Raw genomic sequence first — 14,386 nt, 5'->3', positions numbered from 1 at the left:
ACTAGCGTTCCAGTTCCTTCAGCAGCAAGGCCTCGGCCTCGGCATCGGACAGGGAGTGGAGGGAGTTCGCCAGCGCCTCGGGCGCGGCGGCGGGGGTGGAGGGCGCAGCGGCGGGGGCCGGACCCGGCTGCGCGGCGCCGCTGCGCGAGGCCAGGGCCTCGGCGGCGCCCTTCATGCCGGCCAGGTGCTGGGCCAGCTCGGCGATGTTGGCGCAGTCCCACAGCACCGTGGCCTCGAACTCGATGCCGGTGGCCTGGCCCACCTTGAGGGCCAGCTGCAGGGCGTTGACGGAGTCGAAGCCCATCTCCACCCAGGCGCGGTCCAGGGGCACACGGCCGGGCGGGGTCTTGAGCAGCTCGGCGACCACGCCGGCGATGATCTGCTCGACCTGGCGCGGCAGGCTCAGCGCGGTGCTGGCCACCTCGGCCGCGGGCGCGGCCGCCGCTTCGCCAGCGGCCTGGCCAGACGCCTCGCCCAGGCCCTCGGTCCAGCTGGCGACGATGCGCAGCTGCCCCTGCAGCCAGGCCTTGCGGCACAGCGCGCGGGCGATCTTGCCGCTGGAGGTCTTCTCGATGGTGGCGGGCTCCACCAGCACCACCTGGTGCGGGGTCAGGCCGAAGTCCTCGCCGATGGCCTGCACCATGGTGCGCAGGGTCTCGTCGAGCTGCAGGCTGCGGCGCTGGCTGCGGCCGATCTCCTGCACCACGACCAGCTTCTCTTCCTTGTCGATCAGCACCGAGACCGCGGCGCCGGCGCCGCGCTTGAGCTCGGGCACGGCGTCCTGCACGCAGTCCTCGACGTCCTGCGGGTAGATGTTGCGGCCGCGGATGATCAGCAGGTCCTTGACCCGGCCGGTGATGTAGAGCTGGCCCTGCACCACGGCGCCCAGGTCCCCGGTGCGCAGCCAGCCGCCTTCGGCCGGCGAGGCCGCGGCGGGCCGGGCGCCAAAGGTTTGCTCGCTGAGATCGGGCAGGCCGAAGTAGCCGGCGCCCACGCTGCCGCCGCGCACCCAGACCTCGCCCACCTGGTGCTCGTCGGCCACGGGCCGGCCGTGCTCGTCGACCACCAGCAGTTCATGGCCCAGGCGCGTGCCGCCGCAGGAGACCAGGCTCTTGCGGTCCGACTCCGGCGCACCGGGCGCGCAGGCCTCGATGCGGCCGCGTGCGAGGGCGGCATTGCTGACGTCCAGGTACTGGATGCCCCCGCCCTTGCTGACGCCGGTGACCTGCACCGTGGCCTCGGCCATGCCGTAGCAGGGGAAGAAGGCGCCGGGCGCAAAGCCATGCGGTGCGGCGGCGGCGAGGAAGTCCTCGACGGTGGCGCGCTGGATGGGCTCGGCGCCGCAGAAGGCCAGGTCCCAGCGGCTCAGGTCCAGGCCTTGCGCCTCTTCGGACTGCAGGGCCTGGGCCGCGAGCTGGTAGGCGAAGTTGGGGCCGCCCGAGGTGGTGGCGCGGTGCTGCGAGATGGCCTGCAGCCAGCGCAGCGGCTTCTGCACGAAGGCCACCGGGGACATCAGCACGAGGCTGGAGCCCACCGAACCCATCTGCAGCACGGCCGAGAGGCCCATGTCGTGGTACAGCGGCAGCCAGGACACCACGCGGGTGTCGCGGTGGTGGCCCATCAGCTGGGCGATCACCTGCTGGTTGTTGATGATGTTGCCGTGCGTGATCATCACGCCCTTGGGCGTGCCGGTGGAGCCCGAGGTGTACTGCAGGAAGGCCAGGTCCTCGGCCCGGGGCAGCGGCAAGGCGGGGTCAGGTCTTGCGCCGGCGTCGAGCAGCGTGGCGTAGTCGCTGAGGCGGCAGCCGGTGAAGAGGCCCTGCTCGGCCTGCATCTGCTGCAGCAGGGGCAGGGACTTGTCCGGCGCGATCACGAAGCTCGCGCCGCTGCTGTCCACGATGGCCTGCAGCTTCTGCCACTGCGCCAGCTTGCGGGCCTGCTGCGGATGGTGGGCCGGGATGGCCACCAGCCCGGCCATCAGGCAGGCATAGAAGGCGCTGACGAACTCCAGGCCGGTGGGCAGGAGCAGCAGCACGCGCGCGCCCGCGGGCAGCTGCCCGTGCAGGGCGGCGGCTACGCGGCCGACTTCGTCGAACAGCTCGCCATAGCTGGCCTGGCGCTCGACCTCCTCGCCTTCGCGCAGCACGGTGAGCGCCACGCGGTCGGGGGTCTGGTCGCGCCAGGCCTGCAGGGTCTCGATGATGGAGGCCGGCAGCTGCGGCAGGGGAAAGAGTGAGCGGTCCATGGGGCGTGTCTGGGTGAGGTGACGGGCCGGGGCCATCACGGCGGAGGCCCCGAGGAGCGCAGGTCTGGGCCGGGATCGGGCCGGAGCGCGGCCGGCCCGGGTGCCATCAGGCAGAGTCGAGGAAGGCGGCCGCGATGGCCTTGCGCGCCAGCTTCATGTTCTTGGTGCGCAGGCCGTTCTCGATGCTGAAGTCCCGCCCGGTGAAGATCACCTGCTTGATCTGCTGCTGGGCCGGCAGTTGCTGGTTGACCTGGTGCACATGGGCGCGCAGGGCCTGCACTGCGGCCTCGTCCTCATGCAGCTTGGTGGAGATCACGGCGGCCAGACCCTGGCGTGCGCCGGCCAGCACCACGGCCACGCCGATGCGGGGATCGGCATGCAGCATCGACTCGATGGGTTCCGGGTGGAACTTCTCGCCGTTGCTGGTGATGATGGCGTCCTTCTTGCGGCCGACGATGTGCAGGAAGCCGTCGGCATCGAACTCGGCGATGTCGCCGGTGGCCACGGCGCCGGGCTCGATGAAGGTGCTGCGCGCGTCTTCCTCCGAGGATTCGAAGTAGCCCAGGGAGAGCAGGGCGTCACGACGCACGATGACCTCGCCCTCGTCCGAGAGGCTCACGCTGCCGGCCTCAGCCGGCTTGCCCACGCTGCCCACCCGCACCTGGCCGGGCTTGTTCCAGGCCACCATGCCGGCCTCGGTGATGCCGAAGGCCTCGTACAGCGAGATGCCGTGCTGCCAGAAGAAGTCCAGTGCGGCGCGCTTGATGGGCGCCATGCCGGTGATCATGTAGCGCATGCGGCCGCCGGTCAGCTCGGCCAGCTTGCGGGTGAGCAGCTCGGGGTCCTGTGCCGCCGCCGCGCCGGCGCTGGCGCGGGTGAGCGCCTGCAGGGTCTCGTAGAGGATGGGCGGCGCAATGACGAAGGTCGGCTGGTACTTCTTGAGCCCCGCAAAGAGCAGGGGGAAGGGCACCGAGACGAATTCCACCCCGTGGTAGAGGCAGAAGTAATAGATCATGCGCTGCTGGTAGTTGGCGAAGGGCAGGAAGGTCATGAACCGGTCCTGCGATTCCACGCCAAAGGCATCGTGGTAGAGCTGCAGCAGGCGCTCGGTGCCGGCGGCGCTGATGATCAGGCCCTTGGTCTTGCCCGTGGTGCCCGAGCTGAAGACCAGGGAGTGCGTGCCCGGTTGGTGTGGCAGCGGGCGCGGCTCCGCGGTCTTCTGGGGCATGGGCGCGTCCAGCGCCATGCTCTGCAGCCGTTCATGCCTTGCATCGCCGTCCAGCCAGGCCGGGTCCACGGCCATCACGCTGAGCTGGTAGGCCTCGATCAGCTCCGCCCAGGGGCGGCTCGGCCGCTCGTTGGGCAGGGCCACCGAGACGCAGCCCAGCTCCACGCAGGCCAGGTCCCAGGCCATCCAGCCGTAGTTGCTGGGCGCGGCGATGCCCACGCGGCAGCCCGGGCCCAGGCCCAGCGCCCTCAGGCGCTCGACCACGTGCAGGGTGTCGCGGTGCAGATCGTCGAAGGTCTTGTGGGTCTCCTGGCCCTTGTCGTCGACCAGGACCAGGGCGGTGGAGCGGCCCTGCAGGCGGGCGAGGATGTCGGCGATGCGCATGTCCTTGGCCTCAGGCGGGTTGGGCTTCCAGGGCGGCGTTGGGACGCTCGGCGTAGTACTTCTGGGCCGCGCTCTCGTACATGTTCCAGAAGAGCTTGCAGGTGTGGTCGATGGCGAACAGGGCCTCGGCCTGCATCTGCGGGGTGGTGCAGAGCTCGGAGACCAGCTGGATGCCCTCGGCCACGTGAGCCACGTCTTCCTTCTGGTGGACCGAGAAGAAGCGCGTGCTTTCCTCGCTGAGGCCGTAGATCTTGCCCAGGATGGCGTGGCGGGCCTCGCCGGCGCGGGTCTCCAGGCTCTGGCCCTCGCTGGCGATCATCACGGCCGCAGCGCCAATGTGGTAGGTGTGCTCACCCTTGCAGTTGTCCAGGCGGTAGGTGATCAGCTCCTTGGTGGCTTCCGAGGGCGTCCAGGCGTCACGCTCCTCGTCGCTGATGCCCTGGGCGCGGATGAAGTCCTCCATCAGCTCCACATGGTTCTTGGTCTTGGAGAAACGGCCGGTCTCTTCCTCGAACAGGTTGAACAGCAGGCGGCGCTTGTGGATGGGCAGGGGGCAGCGGAAGTACAGGTTCTCGATGTACTCGAGGAAGTACTTGGTGATCTGGTAGCCCTCCAGCGAGATGATCTTCAGCAGGTGCCAGTTCCGCTCGGGCGTGAACAGCTCCTTGAAGATGGGGTGGTTCAGCGTCAGGTGGGCATCCAGGGTGGCGCGCAGCTGGATCGCGAAGGCGTCCTTGTCCAGCGCCACGGCGGGGGTGGAAACAGTCATGGTGGGCTCCGGCGGTATGGGTTGTTCGATCGTGAAGAAGTGCTCGATCACTGTACGTAGCGGCGCGCCGGCCCGAACCTGTCCATTGGGGCAAGGACTCCCACCCGTACTTCAGGTCAGGTAGGCAAGGGGTCAGGGCCTCGGTATAAAACGGCCTGCCCGTCGGACCCTGTCTGCGCTACCTGCAGGACGGCGCGTCCACTTCCCACCGGAGCCTTCCATGCATGCACCCTCCGCGGCACATTTCGATGCCTTCCTGAACCTCATCGCGCAGATCACCCCGGTCGAGCTGGCTGCGGACACGGTTTCGCGCGACTCCAACCTGGCCAGCGACCTGATGCTGGACTCCATCTCGCTGATCTCGCTGATGGCCCTGACCGAAGAGCACTTCGGCATCAGCTTCGCCGAGCACACCGAGTCCATCGCCAAGCTCGCCACGGTCGGTGATGCGCTGGATCTCATCGAGTCCCTGCAGGCCGCGAAAGTCTGAGGTGAGCATGCCGCAAGTCATGACAGCCGCCCCAGCCGAGGATCCGGCCGCCTCGGGCTGGCAAGCCCTGCAGAAGGCCTGGGACGCCATCGCCTCGGCGGGCCAGGGGCCGGCCACGCTGTTTCTTGACGAGGCGGCGGTGCGCCAGCTCCTCGCGGGCGAGGCCGCCCCGGCGCTGCAGCTGCCCGACACCCTGGGCGCGCTCGCCCAGGCGCAGCGCAGCCTGCAGGTGGTGCTGCCCCACCAGGGCTTCGCCCCCTTCTGCAATCCCGGCCGGCTGAAGGCCCTGCTGGAGGCCGCGCTGGCCCCGCAGATCGGGGGGGCGGCGCTGCGCGTGCTGGTGCTGGCTCATGCGGTGAGCGAGCAGCCTGCCGCGTCCGCGGCCTTGCCCGCCGCCCTGGCCGCGCTCAGCGAAGGCCTGGTGCACTGGATGCAGGGCGTGCGCCGCCGCGCGCCGGACTACTTCAGCAAGCACCCGCTGGTCCTGCCCTTCAGCGGCGGCCAGGGGCCCAGCCTCCATCTGCTGGAGCCCGCGGCCCTGCTGGACTGCCTGCGCCATGCCACGCCCGCGCTGCCGCCGGGCTGTCATCTGATCCATGCGCCGGCCCTGGGCAGCGGCGCGCTGCTGCTGCGCGAGCTGGCCCTGGCTCTGGACATCCCGGTGGCCGAGGCCTCCTGCGCGGAGAACACCCTCAGCGAGCTGCTGGAAGACAGCCTGCAGCAGGCCCGCCAGCGTTGGCAGCTGGGCCAGGAGGCCCTGCTCGACCGGCAGTCCTTCGACAGCGCCCTGGCCTGCGGCCCCAGCGCCTCGCCCTGGGCGGCCGCGTGGCAGTCGCAGCTGGACGCGCTGCGCCGCGCGCAGCAGGACAGCGCCGCCCCCATCGCCCGCCGCTGGACCGCGCTGCCCGGCATGCGCCTCGAAGCCATCGAGGGCGCGCCGCTGCGCGTGTGGTGCCTGGGCGAGGGGCCGCAGACGGTGCTGCTGCTCAATGCCTTCGGCCTGAGCCTGGACGTCTGGTGCGAGCTGGCAATGGCGCTGAGCCCGCACTGCCGCGTGCTGGCCCTGGAGGCCCGGGACGATGCGGCGGTGGCCGCCGAGGCCCTGTCCAGCACCTACTACGACAGCGAGGACTCCTGGCCCCGGTTCCTTCAGAGCGTGCGCCAGCTGCTGGCCACGCAGCAGACGGGGCCCCTGCACCTGCTCAGCTGGTGCGGTGGCGCCAAGTTCGCGCTGGACCTGGCCCGGGCGCTGCCGCAGGAGGTGGCTTCGCTGTGCCTGGTCGCCCCCTCCTATGCGGGGGTGGACTGTGGCGCGGGCGGCGATTCCAGCTTCGAGACCAGCCTCAACACCATGTGCCGCCTGGTGCAGCGCACGCCCGCCGCGGCGGACAGCATGGCCCGCTCCATGCTGGCCCTGCTGCAGCGTGGCGACGGCGCGGCCGACGACCCCCAGCGCCTGTGGAGCCTGCCCGATGCCCACACCGCGCACTGGCTGCACGAGCCCTATGTGTCCGCCGAGCGCATGCGGCAGTACAGCCGCCAGCTGGTTCACTTCCGGGCTCACGCGATGAGCCTGCCGCCGGCCGTGGAGCCGCTGGCCCAGCCCTGCCTGCTCCTCATGGGCGACAGCGACACGGCCACCTGCGCCGAACGCGCCCGTGCCATGGGCGCGCTGACGTCACAGACCTTGCAGCTGGGCCTGCGCGCCGCGGGCCACTACCTGATCCACCAGGACGCCGGCCTGATCGCGCAGCTGCAGCGCGCCTTCATGCGCGAGGGCCTGCAGCTGGACGTGAGCGACGCCCGCCTGCGCCGCTTCACACCGGCCGAGGAGGCGCTGGTGTCCGGCGAGCTCTGAGCCCGTTGCGCCCGGCCTCCCCCAGATGTGTGGGCAGGCCGGGCCTGTCTTACCCAAACGGACAGCTACCCGCCCGGATGCGCGCTCACTACAGTCCCTGGACACCATCCAGCAGCAGGGAGTCTTCACATCATGTATGCCAACACCATCGCCGAGCTGATCGGTGACACGCCGCTGCTGAAGCTCCGAAGCCTCTCGGATGACGCGCGCGGCATCCAGGTCTTCGCCAAGCTGGAATGCCGCAATCCCGGCAACAGCGTCAAGGACCGCAGCGCCAAGGAACTGCTCGACCAGGCCCGCCGCGATCACGCGCTGGCGCCGGGCTGGTCCATCGTCGAGTCCACCTCGGGCAATATGGGCCACGCGCTGGCCATGCTCTGCGCGGTGCACGGCTACCGCTTCATCTGCGTGCTGGACCCCAAGACGCCCAAGGCCAATGTGAACCTGGTGCGCGCCTTCGGCGGCCAGGTCGAGATGGTCACTACGCCCGACGAGAGCGGCAGCTTCCAGAAGAAGCGCATCGCCGTGGCCCGCTCCATCGCCGCCACGCTGCCGAACTGCATCAACCTGGACCAGTACAACAACCCCGCCGCCATCGATGCCCACTACTACGGTACCGGGCCCGAGATCCACCGCCAGCTCAACGGGCGGGTGGACGTGCTGATCGGCTGCGTCAGCACCGGCAGCCACCTCAGCGGCGTGGCCCGCTATCTCAAGGAACGCAATCCCGGGCTGCGGGTGATGGGCGTGGAGCCGCACGGCTCCGTCGTCTTCGGCGGCGAGTTCAAGCCCTTCCTGCAGAACGGCATCGGCCTGAGCTTCACGCCGGGCAATGTGCGCGCCGAGCTGGTGGACGAGGTGCACAAGGTCAGCGACCACGAGGCCTTCGTGGCCGCCCGCCGTCTGGCTCTGGACGAAGGCCTGCTGCTGGGCGGCTCTTCGGGTTCGGTGAGCGCCGCGGCCCGCCACTTCCTCGCCGGCCTGCAGGGGCCCTGCAACGTCGTGCTGGTGATGCCCGACAGCGGCGTCAAGTACCTGGACACGGTCTACGACGACCAATGGCTCAAGAGCCATGAGCTGGGCTCGGTGCTGGATGAACTCAACAAGGGCCCGCAGGCCTGAACACTGACACAAGGACGGACATGAACCGCACGCTGAACACGGCCGGAGAGGCCAGCTACCAAGTCCCCATGGGCGCCCTCGGCACGGTGGAGCTCTGCTATGGCTGGCCGCAGCAGATCGACGCGGTGCTTGAAGAGAAGATCATCGGCCTGATGCGCCTCACCACGGCCTCGGCTCCCATCATCGGCTTCGCCGAGGAGATCACCGACGCCGAGGCCCGCCAGTACCTGCAGGACCTGCGCGGCAACCTCGCTGCCGGCAAGATCCGCCTGCTGAGCATCGTGACCGGCGGCGCCGAGCTCATCGGCCTGTGCACCCTGCGGCGCAATCTCAACCCCAACAACCGCCACATCACCGACCTCGCCAAGGGCATGATCCACGAGGACTACCGCGGCGGCCTGGTCCTGCCCGTGGCCTTCCAGGAGATCGCCCTGCAGTGCGAGCAGGACGGCGTCGAGCTGCTGACCCTGGACGTGCGCGACGGCACGCCCGCCCACCACGCCTGGCAGCGCTTCGGCTTCACCACCTACGGCACGCTGCCCGACTACGCCCGCGCCCAGGGCAAGGTGCACGCCGGCCACTTCATGATGCAGAAGGTCTCCGACCTCAAGGCCCGCGCGGCCCAGATGCTGCAGGCCCGCGTGGCCCGCGCCCAGCCGGAAGGGCAGACGGCATGACAGCCGCCAGCGCCGTCGCGGCGGCTGGGTCTGGCGCAGCCGGGCCGGTCTACACCGGCCATGTGCTGGACGCGCACTGCCACATCGCCTCGACCCACTTCATTCCCGAAGGCTTCTACGAGGGGCTGTGCCGCAATGTGGCCGTGCGCCTGGCGGCGACGGGCGTGCGCAAGTCCCTGATCGAGCTGATGGAGATGTACCTGCGCATGAGCCAGGACCACCAGGGCGACACGCTGGTGTCCGAGATGGACGAGGCCGGCATCCAGCAGGCCGTGCTGCTGCTGCCCGACTTCACCCAGGTAATGCAGAGCCAGCTGACCATTGCAGAGATGTGGGCCGAGCACCATGAGATCCTGAAGCGCCATGCCGGCCGCTTCTTCGTGTTCGGCGGCGTGGATCCGCGCTGGGGCGCGGACGGCCTGGCCCTGCTGGAACGCGGCATCACCGAGTACGGCTTCAAGGGGCTCAAGCTCTACCCGCCCTGCGGCTACAGCCCCAGCGACCGCTCGCTGTACCCCTTCTACGAGCTGTGCCAGGCCCACGGCCTGCCGGTGCTGATGCACATCGGGCCCACCAGCCCGAGCCTGTCCTTCCAGTTCTCGCACCCCTATCTGGTGGACCAGGCGGCACTGGACTTCCCCGACGTCAACTTCATCCTGGCCCACGGCGCCGTGCACCACGTGCAGGACTGTGCGGCCCTGTGCGCCTACCGGCCCAATGTCTACCTTGACATCAGCGCCTTCCTGGGCTCGCAGCATCCGGGGGGCTGGCAGGCGGGGCTGGCCGAGCTGTTCAAGCTCAACCTGAACCACAAGATCCTGTTCGGCACCGACTGGCCGGTGTTCCGCTATTCGGGCGGCCACAAGAAGGTCATGGACCTCTTCCTGGCCGCGGACGGTCCGCTGGCCGGCGTCTCGCGCGGGCAGCGGGCCTGGTTGATGTCGGGCAATGCCCGTCGACTCTTGGGAGTGGATTGATGAAGCGACCTCTGGGCGTGGAACTGGTGCCCACCCTGCCGGCGCGCCGCAAGGGCTGGCGCCGCCACCTTCGCTCCGGCCTGGGCCTGAGCCTGTGCCTGCTGGCCCTGGGCGGCGGCGCGGTGCTGGGCCTGGCGCATTCGGAAGGGGCCGCTGATCGCTGGTCGGACCAGGAGCTGGCCCTGATGGGCTCGCTGCAGATCTCCCAGCTGCGCAGCGCCGACCCCGACCCCAGCAACCGCTTCGTCGGCAACGAGGCCGCGGCGCGCCTGGGCAAGCAGGTCTTCAATGACGTGCGCTTCAGCAGCAATGGCAAGGTCTCCTGCGCCACCTGCCACAACCCGCAGGGCCAGTTCGAGGACGGGCGGCCGCGCGGTCTGGGCGTGGCCGAGGGCCTGCGCCGCACCATGCCTTCCATCGGCATGGCGCACAGCGCCTGGTTCTTCTGGGACGGCCGCAAGGACAGCCTCTGGGCCCAGGCCCTGGGCCCGCTGGAGGATGCGCGCGAGCATGGCGGCAACCGCCTGCAGTACGCGCGCCTGCTGAGCCAGCACTATGCCCAGCCCTACCGCGAGCTCTTCGGCGATCTGCCCCGCCTGGACGGCCTGCCCGCTCATGCCAGCCCCCAGGGCAGTGAGGCCGAGCGCGCCGCCTGGGCCGCCATCCCCGAGTCGCGCCGGCAGGACATCAACCGCATGTACGCCAACCTGGGCAAGGCCATCGCGGCCTTCGAGTCCCGGCTGCAGTACGGCGAATCGCGGGTGGACCGCTACATCGCCGCCACGCTCAAGGGCAGCGGCAACGCGGGCCTGCTCAACGAGCAGGAGAAGGCCGGCCTGCGCCTCTTCATCGGCCGCGGCCAGTGCATCACCTGCCACACCGGCCCGCTGATGACGGACCAGCACTTCCACAACACCGGCATCCCGCCCTTCAATCCGGAGCAGCCCGAGCGCGGGCGCGTGGACGGCCTGCGTGCGGCGCTGGCGGATGAGTTCAACTGCCTGGGCCCCTACAGCGACGCCAAGCCCCAGCAGTGCGAGGAGCTGCGCTTTGCCAACGGCAAGGACCCGCACCTGGTGGGCGCCTTCAAGACGCCCAGCCTGCGCAATGTGGCCCTGCGCCCGCCGTACATGCATGCGGGCCAGTTCGCCACGCTGGAGCAGGTGCTGGCGCACTATGCGCGCGCCCCCGAGGCGGAACTGGGCCATTCGGAACTGCGCGAGCTCAAGCCGCGCGACCTCGGCCCGCAGGAGCAGGCTCAGCTGCTGAGCTTCCTGCGCGCGCTCTCCGGGCCCGTGCTGGAGAAGCCGGCGCTGCAGCCGGCGCCGGCGCCCTGATGAAGCGGCCGCTGCCCCGCGGGAGCCGGGCGGCGGCGGTCGGCGCTCAGTCGCCGTCCGCGCTCTTGACGGCCACGCCCATCACCTTCACCTGCCCGCCAAAGGGCAGGGCCGCGGCCTCGTAGACCGTGCGGGCCGGGCGCCGACCTTCGGGGAAGAGCTCGGCATAGACCTTGTTGACCTCGGCCAGTGCGCCGATGTCGGTGAAGGCAATGTCCACGAAGACCAGATGCTCCGGGCCGAAGTCCGCCGCCCGCAGTGCGGCGAAGAGGTTGCCGAAGGCACGGCGCGCCTCCTCGGCCGGCGTGCCCGGCACATAGCGGCCGGACTCGTCCAGCGAGAGCTGGCCGCTGAGGTAGCAGGTGCGGTCCACGACCACGGCCTGGCTGATGGGCGAAGGCCAGTCCGGCAGGCCGGGGCCGCTGCTGATGAAGTGACGCGACATGGAAAATCCCGGTCAGAGTGGAGGGAAGCAGCGCGGGCGCCCCTGCAGCTGCGCGCCCGTGCGCGACTGCAGCTCGTGCAGCGTGGCGTTGCGCAGCACCTGCGCGTCCGCCATGACCACGGCGAGCGTGCTGCCCGGCAGGGCCAGGCCCAGCGCATGCCAGTGCTGGCCGGCGTGGTGGATGGCGGGCATGGCGGCGTCCAGCTCGTCCCAGCACAGGGCTTCGGGGGCCTGCGTGAAGCCCTCGCCCGTGGCCTTGAGCAGGGCCTCCTTGAGGGTCCACAGGCGGTAGAAGGCGGCGGCGAAGTCGGCCTGGGCCAGCAGCCACTGGCGCTCGCGCGGATGGAAGACGCGCTGGGCGATGGCCAGGCCGTCCTTCAGCTCGCGGTGGCTTTCGATGTCCAGCCCCACCGGCTGGTCCGCCACCGCCACGGCGATGGCATCGCCGCTGTGGCTGAGGTTGAAGTGGCAGGGCGCCGGCGCCTTCAGGGCGGGCTTGCCGGCATGGCCGCTCTCGAAACGCCAGCCCAGCGGCGCCTGCTGCGGATGGTGCTGGCTCAGCAGGCAGCGCTTGAGCGTGTGCGCCTGCGCGAAGGTGCGGGCGGTGCGCTGGCACAGGAAGCGCGCATGGCGGGCCTGCTCCTCGGCATCGAGCAGTGGCGGGCCGTCGGGCGGCGCGAGGGAATACCAGACATCCAGCATGGACAGTGACGGACAGAAAAAGGGCCGGCGGGCCGTTCAGAAGTAGTGGCGCACCAGCAGGCGGATCACGCGGGCCTGGGGCAGGGCGCCAAACTCGCTGAGGCCCTGGCCGCGGTGCTGCTGCCATTGTGCCGCCCAGTCCGTGCTGTCCTGGTGATAACGGGCCTCCAGCCACAGGAGCCGGCTGTGGTCGACCCGGCTGATGCGGGCGAAGGCGTTGAGGTCCAGCTTCGGGGCCAGCGCGTCCTGCCAGCGCAGCATCAGGAAGAGACTGTCCCGGGTGGCGGGCTCCTGCTGGGCCTGGGCGGCCTGGCGGTAGGCCCCGTAGCGCAGCGGATCGCCGGTCTGCAGGGCGGACCAGTCCGCGCGGCCGGGCGCCAGGCCGTTGTGCTGCCACTCGGCCGTCAGCGTGAGCTTGCGCGAGGTGGTGCAGCTCAGGCCGGTGGCCAGCTGGGTGTGCTGCGCCACGGGCGCCTGCAGATCGCCCAGGGCCTGGGCCAGCAGCGTGCGGCTGCGGCCGGTGCTCAGCTCCAGGTGGGCCACGCAGGCCTGGTTCAGCAGGCGGGTCAGGTTGAGGCCCAGCTGGGGCGAGTGGCCCGGCTGGCCGTCGCCGTGCAGCAGCCATTGCGGGGCGAGGTCCTCGGCCCAGGCCTGCGTCCAGGTCAGCAGCCAGCGCGGGCGGCCGTTGCTGGCACCCCAGTCCGGGCTCCAGGCGCCGCTGGAAGGGGCATCGGCCAGCTTGGGTGCAAAGACACCCGTCAGCGAGCCGCCGTCCCAGACCTTCTGCACCCGCGCCATGGCCACGCCCAGGCGGTTCTCGCGCAGGCTGGCCGGGTCGATGGCGGTGGTGTTGCGCAGGGCCTGGCGCTTGAAGTAGTCCGTGGGGTTGTAGCCGCTGGCCACGCCCAGGCGGTTGTTGATGCGGCCCAGGTCCAGCACCCATTCGGCACTGGGCCGCTGGCTGGCGTAGAGCTCTTTGAGCGTGTTGACGGCGCGCCGCTCGCCGGGCAGGCGCTCGGGGCCGGTGAGGTCCAGGCGGTCGGCGGCCAGCAGGCGCCAGGCCGTGGGGCCTTCGCCGCCCAGGGGCAGGTCCAGGGCGAGGTCCAGCCCCAGGCCCTGGGCGGAGCGCCACGGGCCGGTCTCGCCGCGCAGGCGCACCTGGCGCAGGGCGGGCTCGATGCTGGCCTGCCAGGCGCGGCGCGTGGGCGCGGTCTCGGTGGGGGCGGCGTCGGCCAGGGCCAGGCCGGCGAGCTCGGCATCGGGGGGCGGCGCCGTCTGCGCCTGGGCCGGCAGGAGCAAGGCCAGCAAGGCCAGGCCCAGCGGGCCACGGAGGAAGGGCGCCATCACTCGGCCTGGAAGCGCGCCATGTAGTCCCGCTGGAACCAGCTGTCGGGGATGTCGCGTGCCTGGAACTCGCCGTAGCGCATCACGGTCACCAGGGCGGGGTCCAGGCCGTCGATGATGACCACCTCGGTCGGCCGCACGGCGCCCAGCTCCTCCTTGAAGCGGCGGTAGAAGGCCGTCTTCAGCAGCCGGCCGCTCTCGCTGAGGAAGCGGGCCTTGATGGGGCGGTAGTTGTCACGGTCCAGCCACATCTCGATCGCGTGGTAGGTGACGTCCGGCGCCTTGGCCTCCAGCTGCAGCTTGACGGCGCGGCGGTTCTGGCGCTCGCCGTCCTGCACCTCTTCCTCCTGGGCGAGGCTGGCCTGGTAGGTCTGGGCGAAGTTGACGGTGACCACGTCACCGTTGGCGGCCTGGCCCAGCAGGCGCTGCTGCGGCGAGATGCGCACGCTGGCCTTGCTGGCCGGGTCGTAGAACCAGAGGTCGTTGCCGGTCTTGAGCATCAGCTTGTTGGCGTCCCGCGCGGGGGCCGCGAAGCGCAGCAGGGTGCGGAACTGGCCGCCGGGCTCGGCCCGCGAATAGGCCTGCAGGGTGCTGCTGTCGCTGGCCTTGCCGCCCTTGTACTCGTTGAGGCTTACCGTGGTGACGAAGGGCTTGGCCGGGTTGCGCACGGCGTCGCTGGCGGCCAGCATCTGCTGGGCGTCGAGGGCCAGGGCCCGGAGGGGGGCGAGTGCGCACAGCAGCGCGAGGCCCAGGGCGGGGGCCGGATTCTTCAGCATGGGTCCATCCATCAGGTCGTTGGCCGGCCCGC

13 protein-coding genes are annotated in these 14,386 nt (G+C 70.6%); 6 read left to right on the top strand and 7 right to left on the bottom strand.

The features are described 5' to 3' along the window. Position 1 precedes the first annotated feature (1 nt). The 3 genes from O9Y01_RS03805 to O9Y01_RS03795 all read right to left on the bottom strand — a co-directional run bounded on the left by O9Y01_RS03805 (position 2) and on the right by O9Y01_RS03795 (position 4,626). Complete coding sequence (locus O9Y01_RS03805) at positions 2 to 2,245, bottom strand: AMP-binding protein (protein ID WP_269630151.1); 2,244 nt, start codon at positions 2,243 to 2,245, stop codon at positions 2 to 4. 106 nt (positions 2,246 to 2,351) lie between these two features. Further along, positions 2,352 to 3,857: an AMP-binding protein gene (locus O9Y01_RS03800; RefSeq protein ID WP_269630150.1), complete on the bottom strand. Its 1,506-nt coding sequence runs from the start codon at positions 3,855 to 3,857 to the stop codon at positions 2,352 to 2,354. A gap of 10 nt (positions 3,858 to 3,867) precedes the next feature. Further along, the gene (locus tag O9Y01_RS03795; RefSeq protein WP_269630149.1) at positions 3,868 to 4,626 is read right to left on the bottom strand and encodes a TenA family transcriptional regulator; all 759 of its coding nucleotides are present in this window, start codon (positions 4,624 to 4,626) and stop codon (positions 3,868 to 3,870) included. A 220-nt stretch (positions 4,627 to 4,846) separates the two neighbouring features. Here O9Y01_RS03795 and O9Y01_RS03790 point away from each other — a divergent pair, with 220 nt between their 5' ends. The 6 genes from O9Y01_RS03790 (at position 4,847) to O9Y01_RS03765 (ending at position 11,087) form a co-directional block, all read left to right on the top strand. Next, the gene (locus tag O9Y01_RS03790) at positions 4,847 to 5,116 is read left to right on the top strand and encodes an acyl carrier protein (protein WP_269630148.1); all 270 of its coding nucleotides are present in this window, start codon (positions 4,847 to 4,849) and stop codon (positions 5,114 to 5,116) included. Between the two features lie 19 nt (positions 5,117 to 5,135). Then, the gene (locus O9Y01_RS03785; protein WP_269630147.1) at positions 5,136 to 6,974 is read left to right on the top strand and encodes an alpha/beta fold hydrolase; all 1,839 of its coding nucleotides are present in this window, start codon (positions 5,136 to 5,138) and stop codon (positions 6,972 to 6,974) included. Positions 6,975 to 7,106: 132 nt separating this feature from the next. Continuing rightward, positions 7,107 to 8,096: a PLP-dependent cysteine synthase family protein gene (locus O9Y01_RS03780; RefSeq protein ID WP_269630146.1), complete on the top strand. Its 990-nt coding sequence runs from the start codon at positions 7,107 to 7,109 to the stop codon at positions 8,094 to 8,096. Positions 8,097 to 8,116: 20 nt separating this feature from the next. After that, positions 8,117 to 8,773 (top strand): GNAT family N-acetyltransferase, encoded by a 657-nt coding sequence (locus O9Y01_RS03775; protein WP_269630145.1) that lies wholly within the window; start codon positions 8,117 to 8,119, stop codon positions 8,771 to 8,773. After that, positions 8,770 to 9,750: an amidohydrolase family protein gene (locus O9Y01_RS03770; RefSeq protein WP_269630144.1), complete on the top strand. Its 981-nt coding sequence runs from the start codon at positions 8,770 to 8,772 to the stop codon at positions 9,748 to 9,750. The genes O9Y01_RS03775 and O9Y01_RS03770 overlap by 4 nt, the downstream gene beginning before the upstream one ends. Continuing rightward, positions 9,750 to 11,087, top strand: a complete 1,338-nt coding sequence (locus tag O9Y01_RS03765; RefSeq protein WP_269630143.1) for a cytochrome-c peroxidase — start codon at positions 9,750 to 9,752, stop codon at positions 11,085 to 11,087. The genes O9Y01_RS03770 and O9Y01_RS03765 overlap by 1 nt, the downstream gene beginning before the upstream one ends. A gap of 46 nt (positions 11,088 to 11,133) precedes the next feature. On the opposite strand, the gene O9Y01_RS03760 is transcribed toward O9Y01_RS03765, so the two are convergent. Genes O9Y01_RS03760 through O9Y01_RS03745 form a run of 4 tightly spaced genes read right to left on the bottom strand, consistent with a single transcriptional unit; the run spans position 11,134 to position 14,354 of the window. Beyond that, entirely contained in the window at positions 11,134 to 11,532 is a 399-nt protein-coding gene (locus O9Y01_RS03760; RefSeq protein WP_269630142.1) for a RidA family protein, read from the bottom strand. Between the two features lie 12 nt (positions 11,533 to 11,544). Next, positions 11,545 to 12,234, bottom strand: a complete 690-nt coding sequence (locus tag O9Y01_RS03755) for a 4'-phosphopantetheinyl transferase family protein (RefSeq protein WP_269630141.1) — start codon at positions 12,232 to 12,234, stop codon at positions 11,545 to 11,547. Positions 12,235 to 12,270: 36 nt separating this feature from the next. Continuing rightward, on the bottom strand, positions 12,271 to 13,578 hold the full coding sequence (locus O9Y01_RS03750; protein ID WP_269630140.1) for a hypothetical protein: 1,308 nt from the start codon (positions 13,576 to 13,578) through the stop codon (positions 12,271 to 12,273). Then, positions 13,578 to 14,354, bottom strand: a complete 777-nt coding sequence (locus O9Y01_RS03745) for an outer membrane lipoprotein-sorting protein (RefSeq protein ID WP_430765631.1) — start codon at positions 14,352 to 14,354, stop codon at positions 13,578 to 13,580. Before O9Y01_RS03745 ends, O9Y01_RS03750 begins: the two co-directional genes overlap by 1 nt. Between the last annotated feature and the right edge of the window lie 32 nt (positions 14,355 to 14,386).

The sequence above is a fragment of the Pelomonas sp. BJYL3 genome (assembly GCF_027257975.1).
In the GTDB taxonomy this organism is placed as follows: domain Bacteria; phylum Pseudomonadota; class Gammaproteobacteria; order Burkholderiales; family Burkholderiaceae_C; genus Roseateles_B; species Roseateles_B flavus.
The sequence above is the reverse complement of the archived record's forward strand: the minus strand, read 5'-3'. Positions and strand labels throughout refer to the sequence as shown.

Coding starts and splice junctions, on each gene's coding strand:
- O9Y01_RS03805 (WP_269630151.1), bottom strand. CDS start 2,245: ATGGACCGCTCACTCTTTCCCCTGCCGCAGCTGCCGGCCTCCATCATC.
- O9Y01_RS03800 (WP_269630150.1), bottom strand. CDS start 3,857: ATGCGCATCGCCGACATCCTCGCCCGCCTGCAGGGCCGCTCCACCGCC.
- O9Y01_RS03795 (WP_269630149.1), bottom strand. CDS start 4,626: ATGACTGTTTCCACCCCCGCCGTGGCGCTGGACAAGGACGCCTTCGCG.
- O9Y01_RS03790 (WP_269630148.1), top strand. CDS start 4,847: ATGCATGCACCCTCCGCGGCACATTTCGATGCCTTCCTGAACCTCATC.
- O9Y01_RS03785 (WP_269630147.1), top strand. CDS start 5,136: ATGACAGCCGCCCCAGCCGAGGATCCGGCCGCCTCGGGCTGGCAAGCC.
- O9Y01_RS03780 (WP_269630146.1), top strand. CDS start 7,107: ATGTATGCCAACACCATCGCCGAGCTGATCGGTGACACGCCGCTGCTG.
- O9Y01_RS03775 (WP_269630145.1), top strand. CDS start 8,117: ATGAACCGCACGCTGAACACGGCCGGAGAGGCCAGCTACCAAGTCCCC.
- O9Y01_RS03770 (WP_269630144.1), top strand. CDS start 8,770: ATGACAGCCGCCAGCGCCGTCGCGGCGGCTGGGTCTGGCGCAGCCGGG.
- O9Y01_RS03765 (WP_269630143.1), top strand. CDS start 9,750: ATGAAGCGACCTCTGGGCGTGGAACTGGTGCCCACCCTGCCGGCGCGC.
- O9Y01_RS03760 (WP_269630142.1), bottom strand. CDS start 11,532: ATGTCGCGTCACTTCATCAGCAGCGGCCCCGGCCTGCCGGACTGGCCT.
- O9Y01_RS03755 (WP_269630141.1), bottom strand. CDS start 12,234: ATGCTGGATGTCTGGTATTCCCTCGCGCCGCCCGACGGCCCGCCACTG.
- O9Y01_RS03750 (WP_269630140.1), bottom strand. CDS start 13,578: ATGGCGCCCTTCCTCCGTGGCCCGCTGGGCCTGGCCTTGCTGGCCTTG.
- O9Y01_RS03745 (WP_430765631.1), bottom strand. CDS start 14,354: ATGCTGAAGAATCCGGCCCCCGCCCTGGGCCTCGCGCTGCTGTGCGCA.